The organism is Thiohalophilus sp. (genome assembly GCF_031581315.1).
In the GTDB taxonomy this organism is placed as follows: Bacteria; Pseudomonadota; Gammaproteobacteria; order UBA6429; family Thiohalophilaceae; genus Thiohalophilus.
Genome location: NZ_JAVLAZ010000021.1, coordinates 19951 through 35803 on the forward strand (window position 1 = coordinate 19951; position 15853 = coordinate 35803).

General features: G+C 56.5%; 19 protein-coding genes. 6 read left to right on the forward strand and 13 right to left on the reverse strand.

Annotated elements, in window-relative coordinates:
* Nucleotides 1–16: 16 nt before the first annotated feature.
* Nucleotides 17–1315 carry a selenoneine synthase SenA gene (senA, locus tag RI563_RS04730; protein WP_310693200.1) on the reverse strand — a complete coding sequence of 433 codons (1299 nt, stop codon included), beginning with the start codon at nt 1313–1315 and terminating at the stop codon, nt 17–19.
* A 172-nt stretch (nt 1316–1487) separates the two neighbouring features.
* Here senA and senB point away from each other — a divergent pair, with 172 nt between their 5' ends.
* Nucleotides 1488–2435, forward strand: coding sequence for a selenoneine biosynthesis selenosugar synthase SenB (gene senB / locus RI563_RS04735; protein ID WP_310693201.1), 948 nt, complete (start codon nt 1488–1490; stop codon nt 2433–2435).
* Nucleotides 2436–2582: 147 nt separating this feature from the next.
* Here senB and RI563_RS04740 read toward each other — a convergent pair whose 3' ends face one another.
* From RI563_RS04740 to RI563_RS04755, 4 genes are all read right to left on the reverse strand, one after another.
* Nucleotides 2583–2936, reverse strand: a complete 354-nt coding sequence (locus tag RI563_RS04740; RefSeq protein WP_310693202.1) for a hypothetical protein — start codon at nt 2934–2936, stop codon at nt 2583–2585.
* A 386-nt stretch (nt 2937–3322) separates the two neighbouring features.
* On the reverse strand, nt 3323–3637 hold the full coding sequence (locus RI563_RS04745) for a cupin domain-containing protein (RefSeq protein ID WP_310693203.1): 315 nt from the start codon (nt 3635–3637) through the stop codon (nt 3323–3325).
* Between the two features lies 1 nt (nt 3638).
* Complete coding sequence (locus RI563_RS04750; protein WP_310693204.1) at nt 3639–4592, reverse strand: acetoin utilization protein AcuC; 954 nt, start codon at nt 4590–4592, stop codon at nt 3639–3641.
* Nucleotides 4593–4747: 155 nt separating this feature from the next.
* Nucleotides 4748–4969: a hypothetical protein gene (locus RI563_RS04755; RefSeq protein WP_310693205.1), complete on the reverse strand. Its 222-nt coding sequence runs from the start codon at nt 4967–4969 to the stop codon at nt 4748–4750.
* Between the two features lie 201 nt (nt 4970–5170).
* Here RI563_RS04755 and RI563_RS04760 point away from each other — a divergent pair, with 201 nt between their 5' ends.
* On the forward strand, nt 5171–5584 hold the full coding sequence (locus tag RI563_RS04760; protein WP_310693206.1) for a secondary thiamine-phosphate synthase enzyme YjbQ: 414 nt from the start codon (nt 5171–5173) through the stop codon (nt 5582–5584).
* 155 nt (nt 5585–5739) lie between these two features.
* On the forward strand, nt 5740–5946 hold the full coding sequence (locus tag RI563_RS04765) for a DUF6316 family protein (protein ID WP_310693207.1): 207 nt from the start codon (nt 5740–5742) through the stop codon (nt 5944–5946).
* Nucleotides 5947–5969: 23 nt separating this feature from the next.
* Here RI563_RS04765 and msrA read toward each other — a convergent pair whose 3' ends face one another.
* Nucleotides 5970–6617: a peptide-methionine (S)-S-oxide reductase MsrA gene (gene msrA / locus RI563_RS04770; RefSeq protein WP_310693208.1), complete on the reverse strand. Its 648-nt coding sequence runs from the start codon at nt 6615–6617 to the stop codon at nt 5970–5972.
* A gap of 163 nt (nt 6618–6780) precedes the next feature.
* Here msrA and RI563_RS04775 point away from each other — a divergent pair, with 163 nt between their 5' ends.
* Nucleotides 6781–7791: a 2Fe-2S iron-sulfur cluster-binding protein gene (locus tag RI563_RS04775; protein ID WP_310693209.1), complete on the forward strand. Its 1011-nt coding sequence runs from the start codon at nt 6781–6783 to the stop codon at nt 7789–7791.
* A 204-nt stretch (nt 7792–7995) separates the two neighbouring features.
* Here RI563_RS04775 and RI563_RS04780 read toward each other — a convergent pair whose 3' ends face one another.
* The 3 genes from RI563_RS04780 to RI563_RS04790 all read right to left on the reverse strand — a co-directional run bounded on the left by RI563_RS04780 (nt 7996) and on the right by RI563_RS04790 (nt 11135).
* Nucleotides 7996–8901, reverse strand: a complete 906-nt coding sequence (locus RI563_RS04780) for an HDOD domain-containing protein (protein WP_310693210.1) — start codon at nt 8899–8901, stop codon at nt 7996–7998.
* Nucleotides 8902–9014: 113 nt separating this feature from the next.
* Entirely contained in the window at nt 9015–10739 is a 1725-nt protein-coding gene (locus tag RI563_RS04785; RefSeq protein WP_310693211.1) for a potassium channel family protein, read from the reverse strand.
* A 12-nt stretch (nt 10740–10751) separates the two neighbouring features.
* On the reverse strand, nt 10752–11135 hold the full coding sequence (locus tag RI563_RS04790; protein WP_310693212.1) for a DUF6394 family protein: 384 nt from the start codon (nt 11133–11135) through the stop codon (nt 10752–10754).
* Nucleotides 11136–11466: 331 nt separating this feature from the next.
* Here RI563_RS04790 and RI563_RS04795 point away from each other — a divergent pair, with 331 nt between their 5' ends.
* The gene (locus tag RI563_RS04795) at nt 11467–12468 is read left to right on the forward strand and encodes a zinc-dependent alcohol dehydrogenase family protein (protein ID WP_310693213.1); all 1002 of its coding nucleotides are present in this window, start codon (nt 11467–11469) and stop codon (nt 12466–12468) included.
* Between the two features lie 10 nt (nt 12469–12478).
* Here RI563_RS04795 and RI563_RS04800 read toward each other — a convergent pair whose 3' ends face one another.
* Entirely contained in the window at nt 12479–12736 is a 258-nt protein-coding gene (locus RI563_RS04800; protein WP_310693214.1) for a hypothetical protein, read from the reverse strand.
* Between the two features lie 87 nt (nt 12737–12823).
* Here RI563_RS04800 and RI563_RS04805 point away from each other — a divergent pair, with 87 nt between their 5' ends.
* A complete protein-coding gene (locus RI563_RS04805; protein ID WP_310693215.1) occupies nt 12824–13438 on the forward strand; it encodes a uracil-DNA glycosylase family protein in 615 nt (204 codons plus the stop codon).
* 353 nt (nt 13439–13791) lie between these two features.
* Here RI563_RS04805 and RI563_RS04810 read toward each other — a convergent pair whose 3' ends face one another.
* From RI563_RS04810 to RI563_RS04820, 3 genes are read right to left on the reverse strand one after another with little or no spacing between them, the layout of a single operon-like run.
* On the reverse strand, nt 13792–14691 hold the full coding sequence (locus RI563_RS04810; protein WP_310693216.1) for an ABC transporter substrate-binding protein: 900 nt from the start codon (nt 14689–14691) through the stop codon (nt 13792–13794).
* The gene (locus tag RI563_RS04815) at nt 14688–15476 is read right to left on the reverse strand and encodes a methyltransferase (RefSeq protein WP_310693217.1); all 789 of its coding nucleotides are present in this window, start codon (nt 15474–15476) and stop codon (nt 14688–14690) included. Before RI563_RS04815 ends, RI563_RS04810 begins: the two co-directional genes overlap by 4 nt.
* Nucleotides 15463–15720 carry a hypothetical protein gene (locus RI563_RS04820; RefSeq protein ID WP_310693218.1) on the reverse strand — a complete coding sequence of 86 codons (258 nt, stop codon included), beginning with the start codon at nt 15718–15720 and terminating at the stop codon, nt 15463–15465. The genes RI563_RS04815 and RI563_RS04820 overlap by 14 nt, the downstream gene beginning before the upstream one ends.
* Nucleotides 15721–15853 lie beyond the last annotated feature (133 nt).

Below are 15853 nucleotides of genomic sequence, written 5' to 3' on the forward strand. Positions count from 1 at the left end.
CAACTCAACAGGTCTGTCAACGTTCGGCGCAGGTACGAAAACCGGCGAAAACATCATTGCGATCAGGACCATAGTAGGTCCGCCAGGTATTGCGAATCATTCTCCCGCGGGTGGGCCAGGCCCCACCGCGCAGCACTCTGGTTATCCCGAACAATGGCTGGGAGTAATCCCGGTACATATCAGGCTCAAAACCGGGAAAGGGCTGAAACGTGTCCTGGGTCCACTCCCAGACGTTGCCGATCATTTGCCGACAACCGAATGCACTGTCGCCCGCGGCATACGCCCCGACATCTACCGTGCCCAGCGCGTATCCATCCAGATTGGCCTGATCCGGACGCGGCGGAGTATCGCCCCAGGGCAAATAACGCTTGACCGGCGATAAAGTACTGCCATCTACTGAGGGCTCGGCACTCGCTGCAGCTTCCCACTCGGCTTCCGTCGGCAGGCGCCTGCCGGCCCAGCGACAATAGGCCTGTGCTTCATGCCAGCATACGTGGACCAACGCGGCATTCATCGGCATCGGCTGCCACTGATCGAATTGCTTTATCTTCCAGCCATCAGCATCAAGACGCCAGTATACGGGATGTTCGAGCCGGGCCTTGTTACGCCATTCCCAGCCTTCCTCATCCCAGTACTCACGCCTGTTGTAACCGTCGGCTTCGACAAAGCGCAGATAATCGCCGTTACTCACCGCTGCCATGGCAATTTCAAACGGTTCGAGTTCGACAGGATGTGCCCATTTTTCATTATCGAACACAAAACCATCCGTCGGCCTTGCTCCCAGCATAAACTCACCGCCGGGAATCTTTGCATCACCTTCAAGGACACCGGCATTCAGTATGCTGTATCCCGGCTTGCCAATGCCGGGTTCGGGATAGTCCAGTGTCTGGCGGGTATAGGTATAGGCCTCATTGTGCATGTCGTGATGAAAGACCGCGTATTGCGCGAGGTAATCCCTTTGGGTATCATCGCCATTCGCCAGACAGGCTTTTACCTGTTCTTTAACCGTCTGGATATATTCCAGTGTCTGCGGCATAGTCGGCAACGGCAGATCCCAGCGATCGTCATGAGCGATCGAGATCGAGTCATACAGCCGATCGACATCCTCACGGATCGGGGACCTCTGCAGATGCTGCCGCAACACCCAGTACTCGTAAAAATACGCCGCGTGGCCGATCTCCCAGCGTAACGGGTTAACGGTGGCCAGCCTGGGGCCCATTAATTGTTCCGGTGACAGATCGTTAACAAGCGCCATACTACGCTGGTGCGCATCATCGATTTGCTTTGCAATTTGATCCGGATTAAGTTTATACATGCTTTAGCTACTCAGGTTATTCTATTCTTCCCAGCAAGCAAATCTATGAAAAACAAGATTTTTGTACGATAAAATCAGTATAAAGTTGTGGAGCCGGACCCGCAACGTTCTTTCAAAGACAACAGGCGGATCTGAAAACAATAATTTTTTTACCGGATTAATTTAATCGATCATGCGTATCATTCTGGTCACACCCGCACCACCGAAATCACGGGCCGGCAACCGGGCTACAGCCGCCCGCTGGGCGGCGATCCTGACTTCGCTCGGCCATCGGGTGGAGATCACCACCGACTTCAGCGGACAGGACGCGGATCTCATGATCGCGTTACATGCCTGGCGCAGCGCCACACCCATTCAGCAATTCGCCGAGGCTTTCCCCTGGCGTCCCCTTATTGTTGCCATCACCGGTACCGATGCCTACCGTTTTATACATACACACCCCGATACCACCCTGCAATCAATCCGGTTGGCCAGCCATCTGGTCGGGCTGCACAATCTCATCGGCAATACACTGCCGCCGGATATGCGGGATAAGATGCACGTCATTTACCAGTCGGCAACGCCTATTACGAAACGCCAGCCATACAAGCGTTATTTCCACGTTTCGGTAATGGGGCATTTGCGCGAGGAAAAGGACCCCCTGAGACCGGCACTCGCCGCCCGCCACCTGCCGGCCAGCAGTCGTATCAAAGTGCATCAGTACGGCAAAGCACACAGTGACGAGTGGGCGGAACAGGCGCGCGCGGAAATGCAGACCAATCCCCGCTACACCTGGCATGACGAGATCGCCCACCATCGAATCAGACAGGTGTACCAGCGAACCAACCTGCTGGTCTTACCCTCGCGCATGGAGGGAGGGGCCAATGTCATATCCGAAGCTGTTGTGGCCGGTGTCCCGGTGATTGCCTCGGACATAGAAGGATCCATCGGACTGCTGGGAGAAGACTACCCCGGCTATTATCCGGTAGAAAACGAGCAGGCCCTGGCGGATCGTCTGCAGAAGGCAGAAACCGACAGCACCTTCTACAAAGAGCTCGAGCAGGCCTGTATTGCCAAACAACCCTTATTCACTCCCGAAAACGAGTCCCGGGGATGGAGAAACCTTTTAAGCAAGCTCTGACTAACCTGGCAAAGGAATTTATCGGCGATTCGATAAACTGTTTAAATCGGCCTTTTGCTATGAGCAGGTTTTATCTCCCTCAATTCTACAGACATGTTGCGCAAGGAATGTCTGAATGCCGGTGTGCGCCGGCATAACAAGAAGGATCTATTCGATATTGGCGCCCATTTTTCTGGCTATCGCGGCGATTAATGGATCGGGGGGATAATCCACATCAGCGCGTTGTATATAGGTCTGCCACTGTTCGAATTGCATAGCCAGTTCAGGATTGGTGCCCTGACAGCCCAGCAGATTGATGACATGGCCGCCAATTTTCCATGGGCCGTCACCTGTGATCTCACCTTCGATGATATGAGTCTCTTTCCAGGGCTGACCCTCATGCCAGTAGAGATCGAAGTAAAGTAATCCCTTCGGGTGCGGGAAGTGGTGAGCGATGACCTTCTCTTCGCCTTCGGGCGTGCGAATCATCAGCGGCGCGGTAATACTAAACAGATCAGCCATAATTTTCAGAGCAATGTTGAATTGTGAATGTTGGATTTTAAATTATACCATGCGCGCCCTCCGGGCGCAGTGCCAGGGGACGAGTTACGAGGGACGATAGGAATTTTTTCTTCTTAACATCTTCACAGTCCGTGCGTTACCCTTGGTAAAAAGCGCCCACTTTTCAGGGTCACTGTAAATAACGCAAAGAACGCCAAGGCGCGGAGGACGCAAAGATATTTATTATCCAATAATGTACTCCAGTAAATACAGTTAAACGAGGTTAGTACCTTCCCTCTCACCACTCGAATTTTATTAACTTTGCGTTCTTTGCGTCTCCGCGTCATTTCCAGAAATTTCGAAAAGTGACCAACCGCTGGCTGCCACCATATTTGAAACCGATGGTTTTACCTGGTACGCACAGCATCAAGACTGACGACCGGTTCGTCGCCGACCACTTCGGCGCTATGGACGACGCCGCGAGGGACGGCGAGGCTGTCGCCCGGTTCGAGGATGATGCGCTCGCCTTCCATCTCCAGCAGGAAACAGCCGCTCAACACGGCATCGATCTTGTCCACCTCATGCGTGTGCGGCGGGAAGACGGTACCGGGGGGATAGACATAACGATTGACGCTGTAGCCCTGACGTTCGAGTTTATCGATCAACGCCGCCTCACCAAGGGGGCCGTCTTCGGCTTCGCTCCAGTGTTGTACCTTTGACATGTTACGCCTCTGTCGAATGGATCATCGCTTCGACCACGGCCGTCCAGGCCGTGGCCAGGTTCTCCAGATTATAGCCGCCACCGCCCATAGCCAGCAGGCGGCCCCGGCTGTGGTGATCGGCCAGTTCGCACAGGCGCCGGGTGACGTGGGCGTGGGTGGCTTCGCTGTAGTGCAGATGAGTGATGGGATCCCCCTTGAGGCTATCGGCGCCGCATTGCAGCAGGATCACTTCCGGCTTTTTCTGTGCCAGAAAATTTTCCGCTTCGGGCCAGATATCGAGAAACTGTTCATCGTTAGCCTGCATGGGCATGGGAATATTCAGCTTGGTGCCGGCAGCCTCACCCTTGCCGGTCTCCTGCGAGAAACCGCTACCGGGATAGAGATAACGGCCGTCCTCGTGCACGTCAACGATGAACAGCTGCGGATCGTATTCGAAGCTGTAGAAAACGCCATCGCCATGATGGGCGTCGATATCGACATAGGCGACCCGGCTGATGCCATAGACCTCGCGCAGGGTTTCGATAATCACGCCGCAATCGTTGAAGACGCAAAAGCCGGCGGCGCGATCCCGGTACGCATGATGCAAGCCAGCGATGGGAACAAAGGCGCGTTTATAGTTCCCTTCCATCAGTTGGTCGAGTGCCGCCAGATTGGTACCGACCACGGTGGCGGCTGCCTCGTAGATGCCGGGCACGGCGGGCGTATCCGGATCGAGCATGCCGCGACCGCTCTTCGAAGCCGTCTCGACCACGTCCACGTACTCACGGGTATGGAAACGTTCGATCGCCTCCCGTCCGGCTGTGGCCGGCTCGCCGCGGGTGACCTGGCTGTCCAGGCCGGATTGATGCAGGCGTTCGACAAAGGCATCGTGACGCTTTGGCCCGAACGGGTGCTCGGCGCCGAAGTGGTAGCGGGCCAGTTGTTCGCCGTGATAGACAATGACGTTATCGGACATAGGCAAAGAGCCGCTCTGACGGGGATTGATTATGTTGCGCCTGCATCATGTTTTTAGCATGAATCCCGGTTACGGAAAACCACCGTTCATGCCCGGACCACCAATAAAAAACGCGCCGTGCGGCGCGTTTTGTGGCAAGGAACGTGGGGGAATGATTAACAGGCGGTAATGTCCGGGTGCAGACCCTGATGATGCAACACGTCCATGACGCTCATGGGTATGTTGTGCCGTCCCTCGAACTCAACCAGCACGTCATGATCCTTGCCGGCCTCCACCTCCACATTGCTAACGTGTGGCAGCGACATCAGTTGCTCACGCACCTGATCAAGGCGCCGGGTATCGAGTCTGTCATGAAAATGAATCTGGATTGCGTGCATAACGTCTCCCCCCAATAATGACAAATGAATAAACAGGCTACTTTAAGGTATAGGCGACCGGGGGCCGAACCACAAGGTAACAATAACGGAAAAACGGCCGCAATCTTGCAGACTGTGACAAACCCGGCATTTGGCGGGCGGTTCAATCCGCTTCCCCGCTCACTTATAATAGTGATCCCATATGCATGACAGGTCGACACAATGCTGGTACAGGAACAGATTTCGATCTCCACCCGCGGGCGGGGAACCTACGACATCAGCCAGAACGTGCGCGAGGTGGTCGAGCGGGCCGGCATCGACACCGGCCTGTGCCATCTGTTTGTGCATCACACCAGCGCCTCGTTGATCCTGTGCGAAAACGCCGATCCGGCGGTGCGCCGGGATCTGGAAACCTTCATGGCGAACGTGGTACCGGATGGCGACCCGATGTTCGAACATGACGACGAGGGGCCCGACGACATGCCAGCCCACGTGCGCACGATTTTGACCCAGACCGATCTCACCCTGCCGGTCAGCCAGGGCCGTTGCGCGCTGGGCACCTGGCAGGGGATCTATTTGTGGGAGCACCGCACGGCCGCTCATCACCGCCAGTTGACCGTGACAGTACAGGGTTAATTCCAAAACAGGCCTGTTAACTGCTAACAAAACCGGGGCTTTTATAGCCCTATCGCCACACGGCTACCGCCTGTCCGGTCGGGACCCCGCCTGATTGATTTTTCACCAGCGCTTGTCTATAGATATAGAAGGCAAGCACCGACTGGAGGACAGGTATGAGCGAAACCCGCATTCCACGTGTTGGGGAAGCCGGTCCGGTCCCCTTTCGTAGCGGTCGCTTTTTCAATATCGGCAGTCAATGGTATTTCACCTGCCGGGAAGGGATTGATCGTGGCCCATTCAGCACCCGCCATATGGCCGAACTGGCACTTTCCGAACACATTGAAAACTGCCGTCACGTCAGGCGCGCCCACGGTTTTTAAACTACACGGCGCCAACAGACTGTTCAGGCGTGTAAAAGCTCGGGGCAGCGCACACCGGTGCCCCCCAGCCCGCAATAACCGCCGGGATTCTTTGCCAGGTATTGCTGATGATAATCCTCGGCAAAGTAAAATTCCGGCGCGTCCCGAATTTCAGTAGTAATCGCCGGGTGGCCCGCCCCCTGCAGGCATTGCTGATAAAGCTCCCGACTCTGCCCGGCCAGCTCGCGTTGTTCCGGACTGTAGGTATAAATGCCGGAGCGATACTGGGTGCCGATATCGTTGCCCTGACGCATCCCCTGGGTGGGATTGTGGCTTTCCCAGAAACTTTGCAGTAACTGTGCGTAACTGATCTGGTGCGGATCAAACACAACACGGACCACTTCGTTGTGACCGGTCATGCCGCTGCAGACTTCCCGGTAGGTCGGGTTGGGCGTATAGCCGCCGGCATAACCGACCGCCGTTGAATAGACGCCGGTCAATTGCCAGAAACCACGTTCCGCACCCCAGAAGCAGCCCATCCCGAACATCGCAAGCTGCATGCCTTCAGGGTAAGGCGGTAACAACGGATGGCCGTTGACATAGTGAGCCTCGGGGACCGGCATGGCCTCCTCGCGTCCCGGCAGCGCCTCCTCGGGTTCGGGTATGGCGGTTTTATTCATCGCGGCAAACATGGTTTTCTCCCGTTACTGCATCAAGTCTGCTACCGGTGACCAGACAACGCAAGCCTGTAAACATCAGGGTTATCGGGCCGAATGTCTTTCGATTACCCGTTTAGTCGACAAGCTGAAGATAGTATCCTGTAAGTCGATTTCAAATGACAGAGTTGACTCTATCGTGGCCAGAATATGCATCGAACCATCCGGCCGGGAATTTGAAGCAGCCAGCGGCGAAACCATCCTGGAAGCCGCGCTGCGTGCCGGCTTGAATGTTCCGTATAACTGTAACAACGGCAGCTGCGGGCAATGCGCGGCCCGTCTGATTCATGGTGAGATTGGCAGTCATCTACCCCACGATTACAGCTTCCGTCAGCATGAAAAGGATCAGGGTCTGTTTTTGATGTGTTCGGCCACCCCCGGTTCGGACATGGTCATTGAAAGCCGCACCATGAGCAGTGTCGCCGATGTGCCGCACCAGGAGATCGAGGCGAAGGTATATAAGATTGATAACGTCGCGGATAACGTGCGGGTGTTGCAGTTACGCACACCGCGTAGCCAGACTCTGCGCTTTCTGGCTGGCCAGTATATCACCTTGTATATCGACAACCTGGCGCCGCGTAACAAATCCATCGCCAGTTGCCCCTGCAACGGCATGTATCTGCAGTTTCATATTCGTTATGCCGAAGATGATCCGTTTTCCCATTATGTATTCGAGGAGCTGACACCCCGTTCCAGCATGCTAATAAGCGGTCCGCACGGGGAGTTCACCCTGGATGAAAGTTCAAACCGACCCTTGATTTTTGTCGCCAACGATACTGGCATCGCGCCCATCAAAAGTCTGATCGAGCACTGCATCGCGCTGGAAAGCAACCAGCCCATGCATCTATACTGGCTGTTGAGAAACCGGGCCGAGCACTATCTATCCAACTATATACGCTCGCTACAAGACGCCCTGGACAACTTCCTGTATACACCGTTCTTCATGGATGAAGTTAATGAGACGACAGCCGACTCCGAACAGGTACAGCGACAACTGGGGCAACGGATCGTGACTGACTATCCCTCCCTGGAAGAGTTTGACGTGTATATGAATGGTCCCGCTGAGAAGTACCAGACCCTGACAGAGACTTTTATCGAGCACCGGCTGCCGCAAAACCGGCTGATTATCGACTCGCTCAAGCGTTACTGAACCGACGTTCTGCTAGCAGAACAGATGAGCAGTTGCCGCGCCCTCAAGGACCGACGGCCACAGGGATGTCCCGTCGAGCCTACAAGGACGTATTCACGGCGTGTCCGCCGATTAAAAACAAAGTGATCAGGTGTTCGCAACGCCTGTTTAAATACCCTGAAGCAATTCCATTTCCTCACCCACGATAACCGGCGCTCAGAACAATCATGCACACAGCTGTCTGGCAAGCTGTTCCAGACTGTCACCGGCCTGGATCACCTCATCGGCGATGAGTATCACATTCTCTTCTTCGAGCCCGAGCCTCTCAAGCAGCGATTCGTCCAGCTCAAGCACGGGGGTATCGGTCAGGCCCTGGGATGACAATAACGATTCCGCCAGATTCAACAACCCGATCAGGGTTTCATGCTCGCCGTGGTAATCGGCGTTGTGGTGATGGCGAGCCACAGTGGCCAGCACCTCTGGCATGTCCCAGTAGCGCATGGCCATCTGACCAAGCTCGCCGTGACTGACGCCCATCAGGTTATATTCAAGACGGTTGAGCGCCACATCGGGGTGCTGCTGGACAAGCTGGCTCAGGGCGTGATGTTCCTGTGGAAACAGGAACCCGAGCACAAACAGACCGATATCATGCAACAGTCCGCATAAATAGGCGGTGCCGGGATCCGGTCGTTCTGCCACCGGCATCTGTCCGACCAGTTGTTGCATCAGGGCGGCGCTGTAGGTGGCATGCCGCCACAGGCGCCGTGCACCCAATACGCCTTCGGCGGGGATCTGTAATACGCGACCGACCGACAGCCCCAGCGCCAGATCCATCGCCGGGCTCACGCCGACGACCCGCAAAATCGCATCCTCAATAGAGGTCACCGGGGAACGATGGGAGAAAAAAGCCGAGTTGGCATAACTGATCAGTTGCGCCGCGAGCACCGGGTCCTGTTCGACAATGTCGATCAGGTCCCTGGCGTTGACCTCTTCGTGCTGGCGCAGAGCCAGAATCCTGATTATCGTCTCCGGCAAGGGAGGCAAATCGCGCAGGCGGCGCATGCGATCCGCCAGTTTCATTCCTGTTCCCTGCTCGGCCAGCAGCTTGTCAATTGGCGCATCAGTCTCCATGGCTGTCCTCTGTTGCCTGATTCTTGTTAAATCCTTCTATCCTTTAAATTTTTTCGGACCGCGAGGGGAATACTTTAGGCCCGTTGCGAACAAAACGCGTTCTTCGGCCGGAATCAGGCGTCATCCGCCTGTTCGCGCTGCCGGGTCCAGTGCCGCCAGATAAGCCCGGCTGGACGATCCTCTCCGGTCAACACATATTCCAGTACGTTAAGGTTGGCCACCAGCCACTCGACCGAGTTCTGGGTCCCGTAACGACCACATAAAAGCAATCGATCGCCGGCCTGCAACGGCTCCTGGGGAGTGGGCAACAGGATATCCTGCTCGGCCTCGTCACCGTCGCGCTTGATCAGCATGACAATCAGCGGCAGCTGTTTGCTGCAATCATGGGGATCGGTTGTCAGGTTCTGTACATTGAGGGGTTTATCTGCTTCGAGAATGGTGTAAACAGCCGGCGCGTTTTCCTCGTTCAGTGTCAGCATCCAGACGTGCGGCGCTTCATCGCCAGTGATACCGCCGATTCGGCTGATCAACTCATTGGCCCAGTCATCATCATTGCGGCGGGCCAGGCGCAGAAAATCCGCCAGCAAGGGGGTTGTGATAACGGCGAAGATCTTGTGCGCGATGATGCTGCCGCGTTGCATAATCAGATCGCTTTGCACGGCACTGAAAATCAGGTCATTGGCCCGGCTGTTCTGTCGCAGGACGGTAAACAGATCGGGATTCAGACTCCTGGCCGTCATTACAATCGACAGGTTATTGGCATCATCATCGGTACCCGCGACCAGTCCGACCGCATGTTGAATATCGGCCTCCTGCAAGGTATCGGCCTCGGTTCCCCGTCCGACCACGACGCCGTCGCTTGGCGTGCCGGTCTTGTCCGGCATCGCCTCGATCACCGTGGTGGCTACCCCCTCGGACTTGAGCCGCTCATGCACGGCCTTGCCGAAACGGCCGTAACCGCACAGGATCCAGCGACCCTTGGGCGGAAAAACCGGCTCGCGCAGGGGTTCGTGCGGCACACTGGTCATCCATTCATATAAAAGGTACATGCCCGGTGAATGCAGCGCCAGGGCCAGCCGGCCGGCAAAGGTGTCGAACGGATTGATAATATGATCCGTGCCGAACGAGGCGATGTTTTTCTCGACATCGTGAGTTTCCGCACGGGCGATGGTTCGTAATGACGGATTAAGCAGTTTGCTGGTGATGGCAATCTTGAGATTCACCGCATCCTCATTGGTCAATGCCACCACGCCGGCACAGTTGTAATGCTGCAGCCCGGCCTTGACCAGGTTCCCGGGAATCGATGCGTCGGCGCACAAACCCGGGACGAAGGTCCGATAACCGGCCAGCTCCAGTTGATTGACCCGGTTCTGGTCGATCTCCACCACCACGGCACGAATGCCTGCCTCGCTCAGGGCCCGGACCAGAAAATTGCCGGTATCGCCATAACCGCAGATCAGATAAAACGGTTCGCTGAGCCGCCGCACGTTGCGACGAAAGGTGCTTTCTGTCAGCAAGCTGCGAAAAGCCGGGTCCTGAATAATCGTCAGCAGATAACCGATGGCATACAACCAGCTGATGACCGTGGCATAGATACTGAAGGTTGCCCACAGGCGTTGCGCACCGGTGAAGTCGTAGGGGATCTCACCAAAACCAATGGTGGTTCCCATATAGCTCACAAAATAAAACGCATGGAAAAAATCCATGCGCCAGGGATTACCTTCATTGTCCACTCCCGGGATTAACACGAACCCGAGGATCGAAATCGCATAAACGATGATCAGTACGATCAGCGGGACATGCAGACGCCGCAGGAAAACGAACAGGATATTATTCATCAAACCCGACCGTCAGCGGCGCATCATCGCCGTTTCAATCACAAACAGGACGACCGAGGTAATATTGGCCAGCAGCGCACCGCCGGAGAGGGAAACGATGGCCGCCATCACATGCGGAGTCATGCCGGTGTGAGTGACATGTTCAACCACCCCCCAGATCACCGCGGCAATGATCAGCTGCACATCGGCAACCAGACTGGTGGCCAGAAGGACCGCGCCAATATGAGTCCGATCGCCAAATTTCAATACGGTGGCAATCAGGCTGATCACCAGCGCTGCGTACAGCTCGTAAACATTATGGTGCACGGGGTTGTCGATATCGCCGATGAAAAAGCCGAAGTTAATCGTCAGGGCAAGCACAATAAAAAATGCGAAGATTACCTTTTCGAGGTTCATTACAGGACTCCTGTTCTTATTGGCGGACCGGTTGTCTCCCCGGTTACCCTGATTCTAGCACTAAGTCAGTCAGGACCAAGCTTTGCGCCCGGGTTCCGCTCTTCCCCCGGGCCGAGCCCAGGGCGCGTACGTCGCCCCGGTGCTCGTTCGCTCCTGATCGGCCGGCCCATTCCGTCAACCCATACACTTGCCAATGCCGACCTGTCGCAGGTGTATTATGGCCATCTCCGCTTGATCATCACAACGGCAACTGCGACTATTTGCCCGGCCAAATTGCGATCCGATCTATCCCGAAATCACCATGAATCTCGACGAACAGGGAGTCACAACCATGCAAGCTATCGTTATGACCGGGGCGGGTGATCCGTCCGTATTACAGGTTGTGGAGCAGGACGAACCGCAACTGCAACAGCCCACCGATATCAAGGTGCAATTGCATGGGGCGGGAATCAATCCCGTCGATACCAAACTGCGCCAGCGTGGCGTGTTCTTCGAGGAGGCCTTACCGGCGATTCTGGGCTGTGACGGTACCGGTGTGGTGGTTGAAACCGGCGACCAGGTACAGCGTCACCAGGTCGGGGATCGGGTCTGGTTCTGTCACGGCGGCCTGGGGCGCGAGCCGGGTAACTACGCCGAATATACCGTCGTCCCTGAAACCATCGCCCGCCCGTTACCGGACGAGATTGATTTTACGACCGCGGCGGCCGGGCCGCTGGTTCTGATCACGGCCTGGGAAGCGCTGTACGATCGCGCCCGTTTACAAAACGGCCAGAGTGTCCTGATTCATGCCGGTGCCGGCGGGGTGGGCCATGTGGCCATTCAGTTGGCCAAACTGGTGGGCGCCCGGGTGCTCACCACCGTCAGCGACGAAGACAAAGCCACCTTTGTGCGGGAACTGGGCGCCGACGAGGTCATTAACTACCGGGAAACTGATGCGGTCGAGGCCGTCATGGAACTGACCGAAGGGCGGGGCGTCGATGTGGCCTTCGACACGGTCGGCCCGGCGGTCTTTAACCGGAGTCTCTCGGCCGTCGCCCACTATGGCCAGCTGGTGACCCTGCTCGATCCGGGCAAGGACGTCGACTGGGGAATTGCCCGCCAGCGTAACCTCGGTATCAGCTTTGAGTTAATGCTTACCCCGATGCTGGAAAACCTCCCTCAGGCCCGGGCTCACCAGGGAGACATTCTGGATCGTTGTGCCGGCTACCTGCATAGCGGGCAATTAAAGCTGCATGTCAGCAAGACCTTGCCGCTGGCCGAGGCGATGCAGGCACATCAGCTTATTGAAGCGGGCCACACCCGCGGCAAGATTGTCCTGCAGCCCGGTGCCTGATCGGCCTCGTTCAGGCCGCCGGCAACGGTTCCACATCCGCCACCGGATAGGCGCGGCGAACAAACTCGCGGGAAGGGACGCCAACAATCTGACTGTTGAGATGCATGACACACTCACGCGCCACGGCCCGCGTTTCGGCCAGCGTGCCACGGCGGTAACTGACGATTTGGCTGGTCGCGCTGGCAATCACATAACAATACCAGTTGTCGCCGCTTTGACCCTGCGGCGGCCCACTTTTTTCAATCGTAACCAATGTATATCGGGACATAGCCTTCTCCTTGCCGATGTTTTTTCAATCACGGGCAAAATGTAATCCGGCAATATGTCCGGCCTGTGACATTTCGATGTGAACTTCATGACCGATATCAAGACAGTAGAGCAACATCAACGCCGCCTGCGCCGCTGCCGGCGCTGCCCTGATATGCAGGGCCCGCCGGTCACCGGCGAGCCAGTTGTCTCGCCGGTGATGTTAATCGGCCAGGCACCGGGCAATCGCGAGATTGAACTGCATCGCCCCTTCGCCTGGACCGCCGGCAAGACGTTGTTCGGCTGGTTTGCCCGCATCGGCCTGGAGGAAGAGGACTTTCGCCAGCGGGTTTACATGGCCGCGGTGTGCCGTTGCTTTCCCGGCAAACTCGACAAGGGAGGAGATCGGGTGCCGTCCAGGGAAGAAATCGCCAACTGCCGCAGCTGGTGGCAACAGGAAATCGCGCTGTTACAACCGCAACTGTTGATCCCGGTCGGCAAACTGGCGATCGCCCAGTTTATGCCGGTCAACAAACTGAACGACGTAATCGGCCAGCGTCACCGGATTGAGATAGAAGGCAAGCAGCGCGATATCATCCCCCTGCCCCATCCCTCCGGCGCCTCCACCTGGCACCGCACCGAGCCGGGAATCACCCTGCTCAATAAAGCCCTGCAGGCAATCAAACGTCATTCTGCCTGGAAGAAGATCAGTGCTGAGTGCTGAGTGCTGAGTGCTGAGTGCTGAGTTCTGAGTGCTGAGTGCTGAGTGCTGAGTGCTGAGTTCTAAGTTCTAAGTTCTAAGTTCTAAGTTCTAAGTTCTAAGTTCTAAGTTCTAAGTTGGCAGTTTTTACCACGAAGACACGAAGTCTCGAAGTGTATTCATTTTCTCTTCGTATCTTCGTAGTGAAGATTTTATAAAACCCATCCCCTATCGACCGGGTGTCACGCAGGCTGTCGCCAGCGCGAGCTACGCCACTCAGGACTAAGAACTAAGAACTAAGAACTAAGAACTAAGAACTCACGAATTTTATCTTCGTGTCTTCGTGTCTTCGTGGTGAAGCTTTTTTAAATCCGGCATTACGCAGGCGGTGCGGTGATGACATCCTCGTAGGGATAACGCCGGCTGATCTGTCCATCGGCTTCGAACACATCCAGCAGGGTCTCGTAGCTGGCACGGGGGATTTCGGGCGAGCTCTGCCAGCAACCCAGCGCCTGATAAGCGGCGATGGTTCGGGTCAGCACCTCGGGATCGATACCGGGGAAAAAGGATTGTTCTTCGCGGGCCAGTTGTTCGGCCGGGGTTTCGATCACATGTTGCTGGGCGCGGCGATAGGCGCGCATGAACGCGCGGGCCATATCCGTTTGCAACCAGTCAGGGGTCGCACACAGGCTGCTGAAGGCCACCGGCCCGATCCGCTCGCCCACCGAGGCAACCACATGAGCGATACCCTCGTGTTCCAGTTGTTGCGGAGCCGGGCCCTGCTGGTGAATATAATCCCCGTCGCCGTTACGAAACGCCTGGTCCATGGCCGTGACATCGCCGGCATCGATCATCTCGACAGCGACCGGATCGATGCCCTCCCGGCGCAGGACATAACGGAACATGGCAATAGGCTGGAACAGATGATCCACCAGCACGCGCTTGCCCGACAGCTGCGTCCAGTTGAATTCGGGTTCGGGCTGTCGGGCGGCCAGAAAGAAACCATCGCGATCGTTAATCCGGGCGAAATGAACATAAGGCGGTGATTCGCCTCTTTCCAGATAAGCGAAACTGGCCGCCGGGGCGGCCTGGGCGACGTGCACCGTCCCGTCACGCAGTCCCCCCTCCAGCGGATGGTCGGCATCGACCACGGTGTACTCGGCTTCGAGACCTTCGGCTTTTAAAAAGCCGGCACTCATGGTGGCCAGCAGAGGGCTGTAAAAGGCGGAGTGGCGTAATACGCGAATGTGAATCGTCTGCATAGTAAGTAAGCTCAATCTGTCGGTTCGCGCCGGGCGATAATGTGAATGTAGCGGGCCAGGGAACGGTACGGCTCCAGCGTGGAGTAATGCAGTTCCATCTCCAGCAGTTCTTCAAAGGCCATTTTATCCCGGGTGGGGCGGTGCATAAAGTCGACGAAGGTCCGCACCCCGCTGCTGGCGACCACCTGCAATCCCGCCGCCTCCAGCCAGTACCTGACCTCTGAAGGCTCCAGCGGATTGTCCGGTGTCAGGTATTTCCCCTCCCCGGCCAGATCGCCAGTGCGTAATTTTTTGAAATTACCGTTCAGCAGATGCCGGTACTCCAGCCCATGGCGATTGAAAAACAGTAACGAGAGCCAGCCGCCGGGGCGCACCAGTTGTTGCAGCGCCGCCACACCCTGGCGGGGATCGGCCAGCCATTCCAGCACGGCATGGCACAGCACCAGGTCAAAGGGTTCTGTCTCACCTTCGGCCAGCTCCTGAAACGGCATATGTCGGAAAATGTAGCGCGCCATGCTACCGGGCTGGTTGAGCGTCACCTCGGCCGCGGCCAGTTGCTGTTGCGAAATATCGCACAACAGCAACTCATGTCCCTGCCCGGCCAGCCGCCGGCTGAAATGGCCCATGCCGCAACCGGCATCCAGAATACGCCAGGGGTGGCCTTCGCCGAGTTGCGGGATATGTTGCTGCACATCCCGCCACAGTACCTCCAGCCGCAGGCGCCCCTTCAGCGAGGCATAGATATTCTTTTTGAATCGCTGATGCAGGAGATCGAAATTACGATCTTCACTGGTGCTCATGGTTGCCAGGCTCCAGCCATTCAACCAGATAATACAGCCGTGCGCCTTCCGAGGAACGGGAGGGTCCGACCACCATAGCGGGATACAGGTTTTTATCCGGATTGGCGCCAGCCAGTGCCGCTTCGCTACTGGCCACCACCTCGACGCTGCCCTCCGGGAAGCGATCCCGCTTGCGCCGCGGACAATAGACCACGGCAAACTGTTCCTGTACCACGTCGCTGTCGGGATCAATATCGATGCGCATGCTGTTTTCTCCGCATTCCGGTAATCTGATCAAAGATCAGACTCTGATAAGTATCGGATTATTCTAGCACTGTATGCCGCAGTTGGCAGTTGGCAGTTGGCAGTTGGCAGTTGGCAGTTGGCAGTTGGCAGTT